This window comes from Pseudonocardia sp. OZ21 (genome assembly GCF_059359135.1).
In genome coordinates, this window is the sequence record NZ_JCADBN010000023.1 from 1 (window position 1) to 17,481 (window position 17,481).

A 17,481-nucleotide genomic window follows, 5' to 3' on the forward strand; every position below is an offset into this window, starting at 1 on the left:
ACGATGCCGAAGAACGGCAACGCGACGATGTAGACCTCCGGGTGCCCGAAGAACCAGAACAGGTGCTGCCACAGGATGACCCCACCATTGGCCGGGTCGAACACCTGGCCGCCGAACTGCCGGTCCACCAGTAGCGCGAACAGGGCCACCGTAAGGACCGGGAACGCGATCAAGATAAGGATCGACGTGACGAAGATGTTCCACGTGAAGATCGGCATTCGGAACATGATCATTCCGGGAGCTCGCATGCACACGACCGTCGTGATCATGTTCACCGCCCCCAGGATCGTGCCGAGGCCCGACACGATCAAGCCAACGATCCACAGATCAGCACCTGCCCCCGGGGAACGGATCGCGTCGGAGAGCGGGGTGTAGGCGAACCAGCCGAAATCGGCCGCCCCACCCGGGGTCAGGAAACCCGAGACCACGGTCAACCCGCCGAACAGGAACAGCCAGTACGAGAACGCGTTGAGCCGCGGGAACGCGACGTCAGGAGCCCCGATCTGCAGCGGCAGAATGTAGTTCGCGAAGCCGAACAACACCGGTGTCGCGTACAGCAGCAACATGATCGTGCCGTGCATCGTGAACAGCTGGTTGTACTGCTCGTTGGACAGGAACTGCTGGCCAGGCACCGCCAGCTCACCGCGGATCAGTAGAGCCATGGCTCCGCCCACCAGGAAGAACCCGAACGACGTCACCAGGTACAGGATCGCGATGTCCTTGGGATCAGTGGTTCTCAACATCTTGAGCAGCGTGGATCCCTTGACCGACCGACGCGGCGGGTAGGGGTGCGTCGCGACCGGGACGGGTGCAACCGCGGTCACTGCGCTGCCACCCCGGTCAGCGCCGATCCCTGCACCGTCGCCGTCTCCCGTCCGGATCTTGCCAACGAACCACCGAAACCGACACTCAGGTCATACGCCACATAAGGGATGATAGCTCTACGCCGGGTAGAACCAGAGCTGGGGCATCTACCGCGGTGGATGTCGGCAGGACTGACGGACAGCAGCTCGTCGACAGGCCTCGACACCCAGCCGGGCGAACCTGCAGACCGCGAGTCCCTCCGCTACACGAGAAGCAGTACGTGCCGTCGGCTCGGCGCCCGCGTCTCCGCACCGCCCGTTCCGCCTTCGCCGCGGCGCCGCCGCGTGTCCCTCGCGACAGCCCACTCACCCGAGCACCGACGTACCACGACGAACCCGAATCACAACCGCCGTACGTCGCGACGCCACCCACTGGGACGAGGTCGTCGGCGAGTTCGGCCTCGAACACCTGCGACGGCACGCCCTGCGCCACACCGGCCTGACGTCGAAGGCCGACGCCGGCGTCCCGGTCCACGTGCTACGCACCATCGCTGGGCACGGATCGCTCACAACCACGCAGCGATACCTACACCCGGACCGCCACACGATCACGGCGGCAGGCGACGCCTTGAGTGCCTACCTCAGAGCCCCGCGGCCCCCAGTTGGTCCCCGGAGCCGCGCGCTCCAGATCATTCGGAGTCCGAGTCGCAGCTCCCCCGGCATCACATCCCCGCAGGTAGAAATGCTGATGGGCGGCTCCCCCGACGAAACGGAACCGCCCATCATGCCGTCGGGACGACAGGATTTGAACCTGCGACCCCTTGACCCCCAGTACAGTCACGCCAACACGCTGACCTGCAGAAACCGAGAATCCCCTGCATAATCCGGTGTAGCTCAGCGCGGTTCAGGTACCTCCAGCGCAGCCTGGCTCGATGGTGTGCTCCAGGATTGCTCCACCCGTAACGGTCAATGCCGAGGGGATTATCTACCGGTATCGGACCGGGATTCCTGGCGCGATCTGCCGCGCGAGCAGTTCGGGTCATGGAAGACGGTGTGGAAGCGGCACCGCCGTAACGCCGGTGACGGCACCTGGGACGCGGGTGGTGGCGGCGCTGCTGGCCGAAGCCGACGCACGCCTCAAGATCGAGATCATGACCGAAGACCGTCTGGCAATCCACGCTCCCAGTACTGGCCCAACTCGAAGAGGTCACCATCTCCTGGCGCGGCGGGTACGGCTACGTCAGCGCCTACCTCTCCGAAGACGACGCATCCCGGTCTGCCGGCTGCGCTACCTCGGTTCCGACACCGAGTGGGTGTAGTGCCCTCGGCCAGCCCCCACCTCGGCGTCCGAGGCGGAGCCTCTCTGGCTAGGCGACTCCCAGGATCCCGGCGAGCCGGTCCTGGGTCGCGAGGGACTCCATAGGGGGAGTGCGCCACTCCTGGGGCGACTCCTTCATCGCGCGCGCCGCCGTGTCCGCCGCGTGCTCCAGGGCGGACCGGTCGGAGAATGCGCCGTCCCACGTCGTATAGAGGTCGACCTTGGGCAGGTCGGAGAGGATGCGGCCCAGGTTGCGGGCGAGCACCTCCATGGGCTTGACGGGCCAGGCGGTGATGGAGATGTGCAGGGACCAGTCGTCGGCGCTCAGGGCTTGGTGGGGTCGCCCGGCCGGCATGTAGCAGGCGTCCCCCGGGGTGAGTGTGAGGCGGTGCTCCGGCTGGACGCCATCCGGCACGGTCACCACGCCCGGTTCGTCCTGCCCGTCGAAGTGGTCGAAGATCCGCCAGCGCTTGCACCCCGACGTCTGGAGGACAATGACGTCCACGTCGTCCTGGTGGAGCGACAGGGCGCCACGGTCGGGAGGGCTGAGGAAGGCGACGGCCTCGGCCAGGCGCCCGGTCCGACTCTGCAGCAGGCGGCAGATCCTTCTGATCTCCGGGTGGAACTCGTGTACCCGGTACAGGACCAGGCTGGCGCCGTCCGCGAGGAACCCCTCGACCCGGTCGAGGTCGAGTCGACCGATGACGCGCCCGGACACGCGCTCCACCACGGACTCGTCGCGCGCCGTGTACTCGACGGCGTCGACCTTCCGGTGGTTCGTCGTGGAGAGGGCGACGTACTCGGACGTCGTCCGGCTGTCGCAGAGCACGTCGTGCACATCGCGGAGGGTGAAGAGCCCTGCGGCCCCGGTGCCGGACGCGGTGAAGCAGTCGCGCCCCCAGTGTGCGGCGAGGTCCTCCTCCGCCGGGAGGGCGGACGGCCAGTCGTGTGCGTCGGCCATGGGAGTCGAAAGGGTCATGGGCTCGGCCCTTCGTCGAGGGGGAACAGAGTGGTCGATCGCGTCCGGGTCGGTCACACCGCATCGGACACGGAGTTGGCCCGCAGCGCCAGCAGGTAGGCGGGCAGCGCCCACGCGAGGACCACCGCGAGCCCGGGCAGCGCCTGCGCCCACTGCGCGGAGGCGACTGCGGTGGCCGCGTCGCGGATCGCCTGCACCGGCAGCAGGAACTCCACCGGGGCCAAGAGACCCGGCAGCTGCCCCGCGGTCCACACCCCAGACGACCAGGTGACGGCCAGGAAGGCCACCGTCGTCAGAGCGGAGATGCCGTTGGGGGTTGCCCACCCGCCCATGCACGCGCATACCGGGGCGAACACCATCGCCGCGAGGGGGACGGCGACGATCGCGGCGACCACCGATCTAACGTCGTACACCAACCCGAAGCTGACCGTCCCGGCGGCCATGATGAGGGCGGCGGCGAGCGTCCCCGCGATCAGCACCAGGGCCAGGCGCGCCGCGAGCTTGGCCCATGTGGGGACCGGGAGCGTCCGCACGAAGGGGCTCCACTGCTCCTTCCGCTCCAGGGCGACGCGCTGGCCGAAGTGGAGCAGCGCCACCGACAGCACCGCCAGGATGACGAACATCAGGGTCACCTCCTGCTGCATGGACACCGGCGAGAACCGGGTCAGCATGAGGAAGTAGAAGGTCGTCATCCCCACCATGAACAGAGAGATGGACCAGAACCGCACGAAGACGATCAGGTCGACCCACAGGAACGCACCGATCTGCCGTAGCCGCGTCATCGGGCACCTCGCCCGAAGACCAGGCAGACCTCTTCCACAGTCGGGCTCCGCTGGACGACCGGCACCTCGGCCAGCGAGGCGAGCCGTTCCAGCACCGCCCCGGGCCGCCGGGTGAGCAGGGACGTCCGGTCCAACTCGTGGCGCACCAGTGCCAGCTCGTCCCAGTGCTCCCCGTCGAGAGGGACCTCGGCGGCACGCGGCACCTCCAGGACCACGATGCCCGTCGACTGGGCCAGGTCGGAGACGTCGCTGTCGGCGCGCAGCCGCCCGCCGGAGATCACGAGAACCCGCTGCGCCAGTGTGGAGACCTCCCGGAAGTCGTGCGAGGCCAGCAGCAGGGTGCCGCCCGCGTCGGTGAAATCGCCGATCAGCTCCCAGGCGGCTGTCCGGCTCTGGGCGTCCAGGCTCACCGTGGGTTCGTCGAGCACCACCAGTTCCGGATCGCCGAGGAACGCGAGCAGCAGGCTGAGCCGACGCTTCTGCCCCAACGAGAGCACCCCGGCCGGGCGTCGGAGCAGGGGTTGCAGTTGCAACCGGTCGATCAGTTCGTCAGGCTCCGCCGCCGCCTTCACGTCGCGGACGAAGGAAATGATCTCGTGCACGCGCAGCCGGTCCTGGACGGCGATGATCTGCGGGGCGTAGCCGACGGACCACCGGGCCTCATGGTCGTTCGCGGGCAGGCCGAAGAGGCGGCATGTCCCGTCGCTGGGCCGGGTGAGGCCGAGCGCCATCCGCAGCAGGGTGGACTTGCCTGCGCCGTTGCGGCCGAGCAGGGCCACGCGCTCTCCGGCACCGACCTCCGCGGTGACGCCGTCCACGGCCGTCACCGCGCCGTAGCGCTTGGAGACGGCGTCGAACACCAGGGGTGCACTCACCGCGGGCGTCCCAGGAGGACGGCGTTGAGGAACGAGTGGTCGACCCCGTCGATCTCGCAGAGCTCCTCCACCTGGTCGTCGAAGAGCCCGGCGAACGGCACCGCGCCCCAGCCCAAGGCCTGGGCCGCCAGGGTCAGCTGCTGGATGACGGCGCCTGCCTCCATCAGCGCGAAGCGGTAGCCGCGCAGGCGGTACTTGAACCGGCTGCGCCAGAACAGGCCGTTGATGAACACGATCGCCGGGGCCGAGGCGAGCAGGTCGGGCTGTGTGCCCAGCAGGCGGATCCGTTCCTCGCCGACCTCACCACGTACCTCTTCGAGGGCGTGAGCGTGGACGTTGTAGTGGTAGAGGCCCTTGTGCCCGGTTCCGGTTACGTCCGCGAGGAGGTACAGCTCCAGCGGGTAGAGGGCGCCGCCGGAGGCGACCGGCCTCCGTACCGGCGGAGTGGTGGAGGGCCGCTCCGGATAGGCCCCGTAGGAGAGCCACAGTGCCCGTCCGAGCTGGTCCACGGGCAGTGCGTCGGTCGCGAAGTCCCGGCAGGACTCGTTCCTGATAAGCGTCGGGTGGTCGCCGCGTTCGCGCTCGGCGTCGATCGCTGGCAGCGGCACTCGGGGCAGGTGCGGCAGCTCCCGCGCGCCGACCGACGCGCTGCGGTTCAGCTCCGGGTGGGTCTTCAGCCAGTGGCCGTTCGTCTCGCGCGCCATCGTCGCCAAGTGGAACTTCGACGCTTCGTGGAACTCTTCGGCGAGGTCCTCCTCCGGCGGTGCGTCCTGGTCGAGGTACTCCCAGTACCGGGGTGTGAACACGGTGATGCTGGACAGTGCGTCGGGCATGGAGGGGTCAGCTCCTACGTGAAGGGGTGGGGTGCGTGGTTGAGGTCCGCGAGTCCGGGCCGGTCCGGCCGCCACCCACGCCGGGTCGGTTCGGCGAGCAGCCGCTCGATGCCGAGGTGGCGCGACCCGTGGTCGACGTCGATCGGGATCAGCTGCGGGGAGACGACCTTGTAGGTGAACAGCCCGGCCTGCGCCATCTCCGGCGGTGTGAGGTCGACCGCGTAGAGATCGATCCCCCGCGCCGTCAGCCGTTCCACCTCGCCGCGCAGGACACGCCTCGCGAGCCGGCCGGACTCGCCGAGGGGTCCGTCCTCCACGGGGCGGGCGGGACGGTCCTCGAAGAGGAAGGCGAGCTCGCCGTGGTGCTCGGCGTCCATGTAGTAGAGGGCGTGGTCGGGGAAGTTCCGCACCTCGTCGCTCCGGACCGTTCTGCGGTGCTCGGAGAACAGGCCCCGACGCTGCATCGAGTAGAAGGAGAAAGCCTCCTTGATCGCCCGCCAGACCGCCTCGGCCGTCGTCGGCGCCGTCCCGCCGCCGATCCCGTGCAGGACACCGCCCACACCGGAGCCGCGGACCGCTGCCACCACGGTCGGCACCCCGTGGACCTCGGTGAGGTCGATCAGCCGGTACTCCACCCGAGAGCCCGCCAGTGCGGCGCCGATCCGGTAGGCGAGGCGCGAGGACGGGTCCGGCACGAGGTAGGGGAACCGGAGCCGGTGGTACCACATCAGCATGAAGGCATCCCGTTCGAGCAGTTCGAACAGGCCCGACAGGCAGGCCTCGGCGGGGCCGGTGCCCGTGGCCGTCCCGTTGGACGAGGCCCAGTACCACGCGCCCTCGTCCCGCAGCGGACTTTCCGGACAGTCCTTGTAGAAGACGCAGTAGATGCTCGGCAGGAGGACCATCCCGCCCGTCCGCAGGTCCACGCCTTCGAGCCATCGGATGTCCCGGCCTGCCGCCGGTACCTCCGCGAACTCCCCCTGGCGGGTAGTGCCCGGCGGCAGGGACAGCAGGTGTGCGGGCGAGATGTGCGGGACCCCTTCCCGCTCCAGTTCCGCCACCGATGCGTACCGCGTGCCTCGGTCGTCGACGTCCATCTGGCTGTAGCGCTCGGCCGCCTCGCCGAGCGCGCTCGAGCGGAGCGCGTCGCCGTCGGCGTGGTAACCCCAGGCCCGGAACGAGGCGTCGGCGAAGTCGGGTTCCGCCGCGCTCCCCTGGACGGATAGGCAGCCCATCCGCGGTTCGCCGGGGGCCCACAACCCGTGCCTCGGTTGTCGGCACAGGGTGACCACGCGGCCGACCAGGCGTTCGAGCCGGTCGGTGGAGCGGCATGCGTGGTCGGTCGGCATTGGGCGTGCTCTCTCTAGGGGAACGGGTGGGGTGCGTGGTTGAGATCTGCGAGCGTGGGCCGGTCCGGCCTCCATCCGCGCCGGGTGGGCTCGTCGAGCAGCCGCTCGTGGCCGAGGTGGCGGTACTTGTGGAGGGAGTCCAGCGGGATCAGTTCCGGGGAGACGACCTTGTAGGAGTAGAGGTCAAGCGGCATGTCTGCGGGCATGAGGTCCACGCCGTAGGTGCGGATGCCCCGCTCGCGGAGCAGCCGGGTCAGGCGCCGCAGTTCGTCCGCCGGGGGGCGGTCTGGAGCCGCCCTCTGTGCGGGGACCGCGGAGGACTCGCGTTCCTCGAAGAGGAAGGCGAGTTCCTGGTGGTGCTCCGGGTTCGTGTAGTACCGCAGGTGGTCTGCGAGGTGGACAATCTCCTCCGTGCCGAGCGCCCCGACGCCTTCGGCGACGTCGCGTCGCGCCTGCGCGTAGAGCCCCGCCGACTCCCTGGCCGCTTTCCAGACCGCGGTCTCCGTGTCGGTCGCCGAGCCGCCGCCGACTGAGTAGACCTCCTGGCCGTGCAACCGGCCGCGGGCGACCGCGATCACCACCGGGACGTCGTGGACCGCGGTCAGATCGATGAAGCGCACATCGATCCGCGCTGCGTGGAACAGGCCGCGGACACGCTGGCCGAGGCGGCTGCACGGGTCGATGCCCAGGTGCGGGAACCGGAGCCGGTGGTACCACATGAGCATGAACGCGTCGCGTTCGATCAGTTCCAAGAGACCGAACAGGCACGCGGCCGCGGGGCCGGGCCCGGCGGCCGTCCCGGTGGAGGTGGAGATGCACCACGCGTCCTCGCTCGGCGTCCCCGCGCAGGTCGGGCACCCGGCGTCACCACAGAAGTGCTCGAAGAAGAGGCAGTACTGGGCGGGGACGAGGACCTCCTCCCCGGTGACGAGGTCCATCGAGGCAATCCATCGGATCTCGGCGTCGTCCGGAGGAGGGGGACCCAGCACCAGCGATCCACCCGCCACGCCGGGATCGTCCACGGGTGCCAGTTCGGCGGGGCGTACGAGGCCCTCCCCCTGGGCGGCCAGCGCGGTCACGGAGGCCGTGCGGGTCCGCGCCTGGTCCAGATCCCTGAGCCCGTACCTCTCGAACGCCTCGCCGAGTGCGGCCTGCGCCGCCACGTCGGCGGAGATGTCCCGCCCGGCCCCGCAGTACCAGGACTTCGCGCTTCCGAACGCCTGGGCGTGGGTCGGGTCCTTGCAGAAGACCTGGCCGATGGCGGGCTCGTCCGGATGGTACCGGCTGGCCGCCAGCCGACCGGCCAGGCTGACGAACCGCCCGGACAACGCGTCCAGCGCTGTCATGGTGCCGCCGCCTCCTCGGCCTCCGCCGCCTCGGGGGCGAAGTACTCCGTCCAGAGGGTCGGGCGCGCCACGGCAGTTCCCGGTCGGCAGGCCGGACACCGAGGGACCCGCAGGACGTACTCGGACCTGATCTCCAGGCCGCGCTCGAAGGTGACGGTGCGGACCCCGCCAGGGACGTGGGGGTTCGCCCGGCTCTCCCACTCCCGGAGCGAGGCCACGCCCAGCCCGGCGAGCACGGTCGTCAGGGCCGGGGAGACCAGCCGCTCCGGGGACAGGGGCCTCAGTTCAAGGAAATCCGCCCCGAGCGTGTGGCGCGCGGCGCGACGGCGGCGGTAGCACTCGAAGCAGGGCGGCGAGCTGGGGTGGATGTACGGGCCGACCACCGCGGTCTCGCCGTCGTAGTGGCTGATCGGCAGCCAGGGCTGGCGATTGTGGTAGGCGGTCTCGTTCCACTCGGCCAGGAGTGCGTCATTGGGGTCGCTCACCCACACCACCGTGCAGACCCCCTCCGGCGTCGCGACACCGACGATCTCGGACAGGGCCGCGAAACCCACCCTCCAGTGGGGCGGGGCCACCCGCGCGATCGCCTCCACCTCGTCGGGATCGCCCACCACGCGCAGCGCCTCGATGGGATGGCGGGGGACGTCGCCCGCGTCGTCCGGGCGGGCCCATTCGCCCAGCAGTCCGCCAGGGAGGTCGCTCAGGTCGGCGTCGGCGGTATCGATCAGCATGCCGTCGGCCACCAGGCGTTCGCAGAGCCGCAGGACGGCCGGGCGGAGGCGGTCGCCGCCCAGTTCGCCGACCAGGGCGGCGAGGTCGTGCTTGCCGTCGACCAGCGGGAGCATTCTCCGCAGGAGCCGAGTGGCGCCGCCTGTGTAGCGAAGGCTGCGCCCTCCGGAGCGGAGGGTCGCGACATTCTCCCCGAAGAATCCGGAGAGTACTGGTGCCGTACGCAGCACCGTGGCATCCGTGAGCGTCGTCACCGGGTCCCCTTTCTCGAGCTCAGGTCAATCCGAGGCATCCTCGATGCCGAGGACCTCAGCGATTTCGTCGTGGGTCCGATACGCCTCCGCGGGGCGCACATTCCAGTCATCGCTTGCTTTCATCATCGTGCGCGACAGGTTTTCCACCGCGCGGTCGATGGGGGACGGGTCTTCCATGGAGCCGTCCCATGCGGGATGGAAATCCTCTTCCGGGATGTCGGCGAGGGCGCGGTGGAACGAGTCGTCCAGGATCCGGTGCAGCCTGATCGGGGACACGCTGATGGAGATGTGCAGGGACCAGTCCTCATCACTGCGCGTCCGGTGCGGCCAGTTCGCCGGCATATAGCAGACGTCCCCGGGGGTGAGGGTGAATCGGTACGCGGGTTCGGCGCCCTGCGGCTTACGCACCGGCCCGCTCCCCTCCTGCCCGGGGAAGTGCTCGAAGATCTGCCAGTGCTTGGTCCCGGCCGTCTGGAGGACGATGACGTCCACGCGGTCCTGGTGGAGCGGCAGGGCGCCCTTCCCCGGAGGACTGAGGAAGGCCAGTGCCTCGACGGGGCGCCCGGTGCGAGCCTGCACCGCCCGGCAGATCCTTCTGACCCCGTGGTCGTATTCCTGCACATTGGGGAGGATCAGACTGGATCCGGCGCGGAGGAATTCCAGTACTCGCCGCGGCTCGATCCTTTCCGGCACAAGGTCGGGCGCATGCCCCTCGGCGTTCCGCCCCACCGTGTACTCCGAGGCGTCGACATTTCTGAAGTCGTCGCCGGTGGAAATAGTGACGTGCCCCGATGTTGTGCGGCCGTCGCACAGGACGTCGCGCACGCTCCGGAGATCGAAGAGTCGGGTCGCCTGCGGGCGTTCGACGAAAAGGCAGTCGCGCCCCCAGTGGGAGGCGAGTACCGCTTCGTCCGGAAGGGGGAGCGGCCAGTCGGAGATGCGACCGGGCCGGGCCGAGGTGTTGCTCAATTCCGCCTTCCTTCGCCGTGATGCTCCGTGTCAGGTCGTGGAGGACGGGGCTCCGGGGAGCGGGGACCGCCCGCCGAGGGTGGGGGTCACCTCCGGCAGGCGTCCGCTCCGGTGGTCGGTCGGCGGCCTTTCCGACCGCTGCCGCCGCCAGGTCTCCTCCTCGGTCAGGCGCACTTCCTGGCGCAGGCGCTGTAGCTTCCCAAGGATCCCTCGGCGATAATGGCGAACGGGGTAGCGCCCTCGCCGACCTCGGTCGCCGTCAGGTCGAAGAGCTCATCGAACTCGGTGTCCGTCAGCACCTCGTCGCTCATGTTCTTCCTACTCTCTGTTGTCCTGGGGCGGGCTTCGTTGTTCGGGGACGATAACAACCTCTGGTATACGTGGAGAACGTTCTCGGCATATGTCTCCGCCAGATACCGCGGCCCTGCCTGCCGGCCAACTACTGCCCCACTCGCGGCCGGCCAGGATCTCCGGGCCGCGCGAAGGCAGTGCTGTCTGCCGCAAGCGGCAACAGGTCGCGCTCGCGGTTCGGGAGACTTGTCGGGCGAGTTCGCCGCCCTGCACGGGCAGGCACGCTCAGCCGGCAGGGCATGCACGGATCGCATACCCTGTCGCGACCGCCGTGGTCACCAGTTCTCGTTGCAGACCCGTACTGTGCGGGTCGTGTTCACGGGGATCTGGAGGAACGCCTTCTTCGAGGCGATCCGGCCGTTCGAGAGGCGCTCCACGATGTACACCCCGGCCCGGCCCTGGAAGGTGGTCGTGTGGCTCGAGTGGCGGCCGCTGGCCTTGATGCCCGGTCCGCTGATGGTGACCGTCACGTCGCCCACGCTCGCGCAGTTCCACACCATCTTGAGATAGGCCTTGTTCGGCGCCGCCGACGCCTCAGGAGCGACCGCGACGGCGGGGATGGCAATCCCCAACGCGAGCAGAGCAGCAAGGACGGAACGACTGACGATACGGAGCATCGGTTTCCTTTTCTGGGGAGCTCGGCCGGATCGGCCGCGCGATCGCCCGGCGAGGATAACGAGCGCCGGTACATATCGAGAATATTCTCGGTACAGCCAGGACTCCCCGCCGCGCGCCCGACCCGGTCGTCATCAAACTGCCGCGGACGGGACCCCGCTCTCCGGCGGTGTCGAGGTGTTGGCGATCATGCGACTGCCGAGCGGCCGCGGGTGCAGGGGCGGAAGATCCGTGACTCCTTCACCCGGGTGGACCACCGGAGCAGGCCGTCCAAGTTACTGTGCGTCCGGTCAAGGGGGCACGATGAGATTCGGAGTACTGGGTCAGCTGACGGTGTGGCGCGAGGACGAGCAGCTCGATCTCGGCACGCCCAAGGCACGGGTACTGCTGGCGGTTCTGCTGTGCCGAGCGGGTAAGCCCGTTTCGGAGGATCAACTGGTTGCGGCGCTGTGGGGGAACACCTCTCCGAAGAGCGCCACCAAGAACGTGCAGACCTACGTCCACCGGATCCGGCGGCAGCTGGGCGACCCGGCCCGCGTCGTGCGGCAGGGCTCGGGTTACCTGGTGCCGGTGGTCCGGGACGAGCTGGATGCGGCGAGGTTCGAGAGCCTGGCCGGCTCAGGGCGGGCGGTGGAGGCTGCCGGTGAGCCGGAGGAGGCGGCCGACCGCCTGCACGAGGCGCTGAGTCTCTGGCGCGGGCCCGCATTCGTCGGTATGACCGACGTCCCGATGCTAGCCGCGGAGGCCGCACGGCTGGACGAGGTCCGCCTGTCGGTCCTGCAGTCGCGGATCGCCGTGGACCTGAGGCTGGGGCGCCACTCCGGGCTGTTGGGCGAGCTGACCGCGCTCACCCGCGAGTACCCACTGCGGGAGCGGCTGCGCGCACAGCTGATGCTGGCGCTGTACCGCTGTGGCCGGCGGGCGGACGCGCTCGCCGAATACACACAGGCCCGCAAGACCCTGATCGAGGAGACCGGTCTGGACCCGGCCGAAGAGCTGCACGACATGCATCAGCGGATCCTCACTCAGGACCCCTCACTCGACCTCGTTCCCCGCGTCATGGCGACGAACACGGGCACCACTGTGGGACTGGCCCCGCACAAGCCGGCGGACCAGCAGGCCTATCGTGAACTTGCTGCGCGCCTCTCGGATGAAGTGGGCATCGAGCCGAGTGAGAAAGTGGAGCACGCGCACATGCGTGCCCTCTCCGCCGACCGTCCAGGTCATGCCACGGCCCCGATGCCTGAACCTCAAGCGGTCCTCCCCTCCCCCGCCGAGTTGCCGCCGGACATTGCGGACTTCACGGGCAGGGACGGCGAGGTGGCAGACCTCACCGAGGTCCTCACCACACCACGGGCGGGCACGGTCGCCATGGCCAGCATCGCGGGCCTGGGGGGCCTGGGTAAGACCACGCTCGCCGTGCACGTCGCGCACCGGATCGCGGATCGCTTTCCCGACGGCCAGCTCTATGCGGACCTGCGCGGCGCCTCCGCCGACCCTGCCCGCCCGGAGGACGTGCTCAGCCGGTTCCTGTTCGCACTGGGCATCAGCGCCACCGGCATACCCGAATCCCTCGAAGAACGCGTGGCGTTCTACCGGAGCTGCCTGGCCGGACGCAGAATTCTCGTCCTGCTCGACAACGTCGCCGGGGAAGAGCAGGTGCGGCCGCTCCTGCCCGGGGCCCCCGGCACGGCCGTGCTCCTCACCGGACGTGTCCGGCTGGTCGGTCTCGAGGGCGCGAGCCTGCTGGAACTCGACGTCCTGCCGTCGGGCCAGGCCATGGACCTGCTGAGAAGGATCGTCGGCGACGAACGCGTCCAGGACGACCCGGACGCGGCACTGGAGATCACCCGGCTGTGCGGCCGGGTCCCGCTGGCGGTCCGCATCTCGGCGGCCAGGCTCCTCGGCAGAAGGCAGTGGAGTCTGTCCCACCTCGCAGGCGTCCTCGGGGAGGAACGGCACCGGCTGGACGAACTCGTGGCGGGCGACCTCGACATCCGCGCGGGATTCGAGATGAGCTACCGGACGCTTCCCCCGGCCGCGCAGCGGGCCTTCCGGCTGGCCGGGCTGCTCGACGCGCCCGATTTCGCCTCATGGGCGGTGGCGGCCCTCCTGGACGTGCCGGCGCGGCAGGCGGAACACGAGATCGAAACCCTGGTCGACGCTCATCTGCTGAACCTCACCGGGACGGACGAGACGGGCAGGCTCAGGTATCGGTTCCACGACCTGATCCGGTTGTACGCGCGTGAGCGGGCGCAGCGCGAGGATTCCGAACCCGAGCGCCAGGCCGCGCTCGGGCGGGCCCTGGGTGCATGGCTGGCGCTGGCGGAGGTCGCGGCTGAGCACGTCCCCGGCCCCTGCTACGCACTCATGCACAGCTGTGCGCCGCGCTGGCGACTGCCTGCGACGGTTTCCGGCCCGCTGCTGGCCGACCCGATGGCCTGGTTCGGCGCGGAGCACGCCGCGCTGATGGCGGGGGTCGCCCAAGCGTGCGAGGCGCGCCTGACCCAACTCGCATGGGACCTCGCGGGTTCCACCGAGACGTACCTCAACGTGCGCGGCGTGTACGACGGGTGGCAGCGCATGCACGAGCAGGCGCTCGCGCTCTGCCGTGAGACCGGCGACAAGCGCGGCGAGGCCGTACTGATGCGCGGCCTCTTGGAGGTCACCACATGGAGCTCACCGGCGGGCCCCGGACCGGCGATGACACGGATGCGGGCAGTCGCTTCGCAGCTCCTCGACCTGTTCACCATGCTGGACGATCCGGTCGGAATCTCCGACGCCTCGGCGACCCTGGCCTGGAGCATGACGGCCGACGGAAACGGTGCACAAGCGCTCGCCCTGGCGGAGCGCGCTCTGCGGACGGCCGCCGACGTGGACTACCTCGGCGGCCAGGCGCGGGCCTATCATGTGATGGCGATCATCCACGGCGAGGACGACCCTCACGGGGCGCTCACGGTCCTGGAGCGGGCGACGAAGGTCGCCGAGGCGCTCGGCAACGCTCACTACACCACGACGATCACCCAGTTTCTCGGCGCGGCGAAATCGTTCTGCGGTGACACCGCCGGCGGCCAGGAACTGCTGGAGAGCTCCCTGAGAATGGCTCGGCGGTTGAAATACCGCTATCTGGAGACGTTCTCGCTGCTCTACCTCGCAAAGCTGTTCGCCGCGGTCGGGGACGAGCGGGCCAGGGCCACCGCCGAACTGACGCTGGCCCACAGCGAGGACGGCAACTTCGGCCATTATCTCGCCGATGCGCTCAGCGTTCTCGGGCAGTTGAACCTGGCCGAAGGAGACCTGCCCGCTGCCATCGCCACCCTCGAACGCTCGGTCCGGGTGTGGCGAACCCGCGGCTCGATCCCCTACCTGGCGCGGACGCTCCGCGCCCTCGGCGATGCCCACGGTGCCGCAGGCGACCACCACACGGCCAGGGCCGTCTGGGAAGAGGCCCGCGAACTGTTCCGCGAGATCTCGCACGAGAACGGCATGAGAACGCTGGACGCCCGACTCGCGCACGAGGGGTAGCCAGGCTCCCGGTATCACGTCACCGTGGCCGACCGCTCCTGCCCCCGCCGCCGGCGTGGATCACCGAGGAAAGGCCCAGCGCCGAGGCGGCTGTAAATATACCTGTTATTCCTGTTGCCCCTGGTGCTTTGCTACCTGACCTTTCCGAAGACGATCCGCTGGGCTTGGGTGCTCTGTGCTCGACAGCCACCGGCGGCGCAGCGACCGGACAGCGTGACGCGCGACCAACCCCGCTGTGCGATCGCGCGCTGAGTGAGCAGCCGACGGAGTTCGCGGACGGCAGCGCGGTGGGACGTGCGGGCGGTGGCGGTGTCCCCGGCGATCTGGGCTCACCGCTCCCCCGGCCGAGACGAGCAGGCCCGCCGCGTTGACCGCGATCGACATCCCGTAGTTCTGCTGGATGAGGCCGATGCTGCGCCGCCCGAGGTCGCGCAGGTCGAGCAGCTTGGGGTGGGCGGCTCAGCGGTCGAAGAGATCGTCGATCGGATGTGGGCGCGTTGTGGACGCGACGCCGGTGAGGATGACGGTCAGTCCCTGTTCGAACTCCACATCGGCGAACTCGGCACCGATGGAGGCGAGTTCGGAGAGCACGGGCAGGGTGTCGTGCGCGAGTGCACCGATGCGCGCGGCCGCAGTGTCCTGGCTCTCTTCACGGGCGAGGGGGCCGGCGAGTTCGGATTGCGCGATACCCATGACGAAGGCCATCACCACGCGGAAGGCGACCAGCAGATCGGCGCCTTGCAAGCCGCCGCGTGCCAGTGCCGCCGCGAGCGCCTCGGCCGGAGCAAGACTGCCTGCGGATGAGGTTCGACGGGTGAGCACGAGCGGGACGGTCGCCGGGTGCGCCCGGACGGTGCGCCACAGTGCGGTAGCGACGGCGCGGGTATCCGCCAACCAGTCGTCGCTCGGCTCCGGCGTTTCGACACGGGCCGCCACGGCGTCGACCACGAGTTCCTCGAGCGCCTCGCGCCCGTCGACGTAGTTGTACAAGGTCATCGGGCCGGTCCCCAGGGACGCCGCGAGCGAGCGCATGGTGAGCCCCGTCAGGCCGTCCCGGTCGACGATGCCCAGTGCGTGCTGCTGGACCTCCGCAAGGGTGAAACGGGCCTTCATACTGGCGACTCCTCCTCTCACGTACGTCGTACGTATAGGTGGTACCGTACAACACGTACAACGTACGTATGCGGAGGCTTGCCATGTTCCCCACCCAGACCACCTCCTTTCGCTCCAAGGGCCAGCTCTGCGCGGCGTGGCTCACTCATCCCGAGGGCGAAGGCCCTCATCCCGCGGTGCTCCTCGTCCACGGCTTCGGTGCCACGCACGGGATGGGGCTCACCCAGTACGAGCAGGCGTTCGCCGGCGCCGGGATGGTCACGCTCTCGTTCGACTTCCGACACCTGGGCGCCTCGGAAGGCACACCGCGCCAGCTCATCTCGATCCGGCGCCAACTGACCGACATCGAAGCGGCACTGCACTTCCTGCGTCAGCGCTCGGACGTCGACGCCGACCGCGTCGCACTGTGGGGCACGTCGCTGGGGGCAACCCATGTACTGCTGACCGCCGCGGAGCACCCGGAGCTCGCGGCCGCCGTCGTGCAGTGCCCGGTGATCGACACACGCAACGCTGCGATGAGCTCCGGTCCCCGTGCAGTCGCACGGCTGGCAGCACCCATCACGAGCGACCTCGTCCGGTCCACCCTCGGCCTGCCGCGTCGATACGTCGGCATCGTCGACGAACCCGGGCGCACGGCGATCGTCACCGTCCCCGGCGCGAAGGAGGGCTGGGACGGCATGGTTCCGCCCGGTGTCGAGTTCGACAACCGGGTGACCGCGGCGATCGGGCTCGAGCTGATCCGGCTCAACGCCGCGAGCAAGGCGCCGCAGATCCGCCCGCCGTTGCTGGTGTGCGTGTCCGACCAGGAGACGCTCATGGACCCGCGCATCGCAGCGCGGGCCGCGCAGCGCGCCCCTCACGGAACGGCCATTCACTATCCAGCCGACCACTTCTCGGTCTACCACCCGCCGCAGGTCGAGCGGGTCATTGCCGACCAGGTGTCGTTCCTGAGCGCACATCTGGCACCGACGAAGGGAGCGCGTGATGCGTGATCTCGTCGCCGTCCAGGACCAGAACTTCCTCGCCTTCGCCGGCACACTGACCGAGCAGGAGTGGAACGAGTCCAGCCTGTGTCGGGGCTGGACGAACAAGGATGTGCTCGCACACCTGGTGCTCGGCCTACAGCTGCCCGTCCCCCGGCTGGCGGTCGCCATGAGCGGGCATCGGTGGTCGTTCGACGCGACCAACGACGTCCTCAGCCGCGAGTATGCCGACCGGCACACGGCCTCGGAGCTGGTTGACGCCTTCGAGCGCGTCCGGGCACGCCCGCGTGGAATCGGGCGCCTGTTGCCGACACCGCTGATGCTCGGCGACCACGCCGTGCACCACCTCGACATCGCCCTCGCCCTCGGTAGGACCGACGTCCTGCCCCCGGAAATCGCCAACGCGGTCCTCGCCGTCGAGACTCGGATCCCCAACCCGTTCATTCCGGCGGCGGCACGGGCCCGCGGCCTGACGCTGCGGACCACCGACACGACGTGGTCACGCCCCGGCGACCCGGCCCTCGACGTCGTCGGACCCGCGGACAGCCTCGTGTCCGTCCTCGCCGGCCGCCCCCATGCCCTGCCCCAGCTGACGGGCAACGGCATCGCCACATTGCAGAACCGGATGTGACGGCGGTCTGCGCGGCCAGGTCCGAA

At 69.5% G+C, this 17,481-nt stretch carries 16 protein-coding genes and 1 pseudogene; 5 read left to right on the forward strand and 12 right to left on the reverse strand.

The window, feature by feature from the left end:
- The coding region (locus tag AC5L35_RS33680; RefSeq protein WP_495063796.1) for a cytochrome c oxidase subunit I at nt 1–824 on the reverse strand (824 nt) is incomplete at its 3' end.
- A 379-nt stretch (nt 825–1,203) separates the two neighbouring features.
- Between AC5L35_RS33680 and AC5L35_RS33685 the strand changes: the two genes are divergently transcribed.
- Both AC5L35_RS33685 and AC5L35_RS33690 read left to right on the forward strand, forming a co-directional pair.
- Complete coding sequence (locus AC5L35_RS33685; RefSeq protein WP_495063872.1) at nt 1,204–1,686, forward strand: tyrosine-type recombinase/integrase; 483 nt, start codon at nt 1,204–1,206, stop codon at nt 1,684–1,686.
- A gap of 94 nt (nt 1,687–1,780) precedes the next feature.
- Nucleotides 1,781–1,906 (forward strand): annotated as a pseudogene (locus AC5L35_RS33690) (transposase); the annotation flags it as partial.
- A 264-nt stretch (nt 1,907–2,170) separates the two neighbouring features.
- Here the strand turns inward: AC5L35_RS33690 and AC5L35_RS33695 are convergent.
- The 10 genes from AC5L35_RS33695 to AC5L35_RS33740 all read right to left on the reverse strand — a co-directional run bounded on the left by AC5L35_RS33695 (nt 2,171) and on the right by AC5L35_RS33740 (nt 11,205).
- Nucleotides 2,171–3,082 carry a JmjC domain-containing protein gene (locus AC5L35_RS33695; RefSeq protein ID WP_495063797.1) on the reverse strand — a complete coding sequence of 304 codons (912 nt, stop codon included), beginning with the start codon at nt 3,080–3,082 and terminating at the stop codon, nt 2,171–2,173.
- 71 nt (nt 3,083–3,153) lie between these two features.
- On the reverse strand, nt 3,154–3,882 hold the full coding sequence (locus AC5L35_RS33700; RefSeq protein ID WP_433559284.1) for a hypothetical protein: 729 nt from the start codon (nt 3,880–3,882) through the stop codon (nt 3,154–3,156).
- On the reverse strand, nt 3,879–4,757 hold the full coding sequence (locus AC5L35_RS33705; RefSeq protein WP_495063798.1) for an ABC transporter ATP-binding protein: 879 nt from the start codon (nt 4,755–4,757) through the stop codon (nt 3,879–3,881). Before AC5L35_RS33705 ends, AC5L35_RS33700 begins: the two co-directional genes overlap by 4 nt.
- On the reverse strand, nt 4,754–5,590 hold the full coding sequence (locus AC5L35_RS33710) for a SagB/ThcOx family dehydrogenase (RefSeq protein ID WP_433559282.1): 837 nt from the start codon (nt 5,588–5,590) through the stop codon (nt 4,754–4,756). The genes AC5L35_RS33705 and AC5L35_RS33710 overlap by 4 nt, the downstream gene beginning before the upstream one ends.
- A 14-nt stretch (nt 5,591–5,604) precedes the next feature.
- Nucleotides 5,605–6,939, reverse strand: coding sequence for a YcaO-like family protein (locus tag AC5L35_RS33715; RefSeq protein WP_495063799.1), 1,335 nt, complete (start codon nt 6,937–6,939; stop codon nt 5,605–5,607).
- Nucleotides 6,940–6,953: 14 nt separating this feature from the next.
- On the reverse strand, nt 6,954–8,285 hold the full coding sequence (locus AC5L35_RS33720) for a YcaO-like family protein (protein ID WP_495063800.1): 1,332 nt from the start codon (nt 8,283–8,285) through the stop codon (nt 6,954–6,956).
- Entirely contained in the window at nt 8,282–9,268 is a 987-nt protein-coding gene (locus AC5L35_RS33725) for a TOMM precursor leader peptide-binding protein (protein ID WP_495063801.1), read from the reverse strand. Before AC5L35_RS33725 ends, AC5L35_RS33720 begins: the two co-directional genes overlap by 4 nt.
- A gap of 24 nt (nt 9,269–9,292) precedes the next feature.
- Nucleotides 9,293–10,237 carry a JmjC domain-containing protein gene (locus AC5L35_RS33730; RefSeq protein ID WP_495063802.1) on the reverse strand — a complete coding sequence of 315 codons (945 nt, stop codon included), beginning with the start codon at nt 10,235–10,237 and terminating at the stop codon, nt 9,293–9,295.
- A gap of 164 nt (nt 10,238–10,401) precedes the next feature.
- Nucleotides 10,402–10,548 carry a hypothetical protein gene (locus tag AC5L35_RS33735; RefSeq protein ID WP_495063803.1) on the reverse strand — a complete coding sequence of 49 codons (147 nt, stop codon included), beginning with the start codon at nt 10,546–10,548 and terminating at the stop codon, nt 10,402–10,404.
- A 315-nt stretch (nt 10,549–10,863) separates the two neighbouring features.
- Complete coding sequence (locus tag AC5L35_RS33740; RefSeq protein ID WP_495063804.1) at nt 10,864–11,205, reverse strand: hypothetical protein; 342 nt, start codon at nt 11,203–11,205, stop codon at nt 10,864–10,866.
- Between the two features lie 301 nt (nt 11,206–11,506).
- Between AC5L35_RS33740 and AC5L35_RS33745 the strand changes: the two genes are divergently transcribed.
- Nucleotides 11,507–14,728: an AfsR/SARP family transcriptional regulator gene (locus AC5L35_RS33745; protein ID WP_495063805.1), complete on the forward strand. Its 3,222-nt coding sequence runs from the start codon at nt 11,507–11,509 to the stop codon at nt 14,726–14,728.
- A 459-nt stretch (nt 14,729–15,187) separates the two neighbouring features.
- Here AC5L35_RS33745 and AC5L35_RS33750 read toward each other — a convergent pair whose 3' ends face one another.
- Nucleotides 15,188–15,841, reverse strand: coding sequence for a TetR/AcrR family transcriptional regulator (locus tag AC5L35_RS33750; RefSeq protein WP_495063806.1), 654 nt, complete (start codon nt 15,839–15,841; stop codon nt 15,188–15,190).
- Nucleotides 15,842–15,909: 68 nt separating this feature from the next.
- On the opposite strand from AC5L35_RS33750, the gene AC5L35_RS33755 reads away from it, so the two are divergent.
- Nucleotides 15,910–16,833 carry an alpha/beta fold hydrolase gene (locus AC5L35_RS33755; RefSeq protein ID WP_495063807.1) on the forward strand — a complete coding sequence of 308 codons (924 nt, stop codon included), beginning with the start codon at nt 15,910–15,912 and terminating at the stop codon, nt 16,831–16,833.
- Nucleotides 16,826–17,455, forward strand: coding sequence for a maleylpyruvate isomerase family mycothiol-dependent enzyme (locus AC5L35_RS33760; RefSeq protein ID WP_495063808.1), 630 nt, complete (start codon nt 16,826–16,828; stop codon nt 17,453–17,455). Before AC5L35_RS33755 ends, AC5L35_RS33760 begins: the two co-directional genes overlap by 8 nt.
- Nucleotides 17,456–17,481: the final 26 nt, after the last annotated feature.

Excerpts from the sequence above, each read along its gene's own strand:
- AC5L35_RS33695 (WP_495063797.1), bottom strand. The coding sequence starts at position 3,082 with ATGGCCGACGCACACGACTGGCCGTCCGCCCTCCCGGCGGAGGAGGAC.
- AC5L35_RS33700 (WP_433559284.1), bottom strand. The coding sequence starts at position 3,882 with ATGACGCGGCTACGGCAGATCGGTGCGTTCCTGTGGGTCGACCTGATC.
- AC5L35_RS33710 (WP_433559282.1), bottom strand. The coding sequence starts at position 5,590 with ATGCCCGACGCACTGTCCAGCATCACCGTGTTCACACCCCGGTACTGG.
- AC5L35_RS33715 (WP_495063799.1), bottom strand. The coding sequence starts at position 6,939 with ATGCCGACCGACCACGCATGCCGCTCCACCGACCGGCTCGAACGCCTG.
- AC5L35_RS33720 (WP_495063800.1), bottom strand. The coding sequence starts at position 8,285 with ATGACAGCGCTGGACGCGTTGTCCGGGCGGTTCGTCAGCCTGGCCGGT.
- AC5L35_RS33735 (WP_495063803.1), bottom strand. The coding sequence starts at position 10,548 with ATGAGCGACGAGGTGCTGACGGACACCGAGTTCGATGAGCTCTTCGAC.
- AC5L35_RS33740 (WP_495063804.1), bottom strand. The coding sequence starts at position 11,205 with ATGCTCCGTATCGTCAGTCGTTCCGTCCTTGCTGCTCTGCTCGCGTTG.
- AC5L35_RS33745 (WP_495063805.1), top strand. The coding sequence starts at position 11,507 with ATGAGATTCGGAGTACTGGGTCAGCTGACGGTGTGGCGCGAGGACGAG.
- AC5L35_RS33750 (WP_495063806.1), bottom strand. The coding sequence starts at position 15,841 with ATGAAGGCCCGTTTCACCCTTGCGGAGGTCCAGCAGCACGCACTGGGC.
- AC5L35_RS33755 (WP_495063807.1), top strand. The coding sequence starts at position 15,910 with ATGCGGAGGCTTGCCATGTTCCCCACCCAGACCACCTCCTTTCGCTCC.
- AC5L35_RS33760 (WP_495063808.1), top strand. The coding sequence starts at position 16,826 with ATGCGTGATCTCGTCGCCGTCCAGGACCAGAACTTCCTCGCCTTCGCC.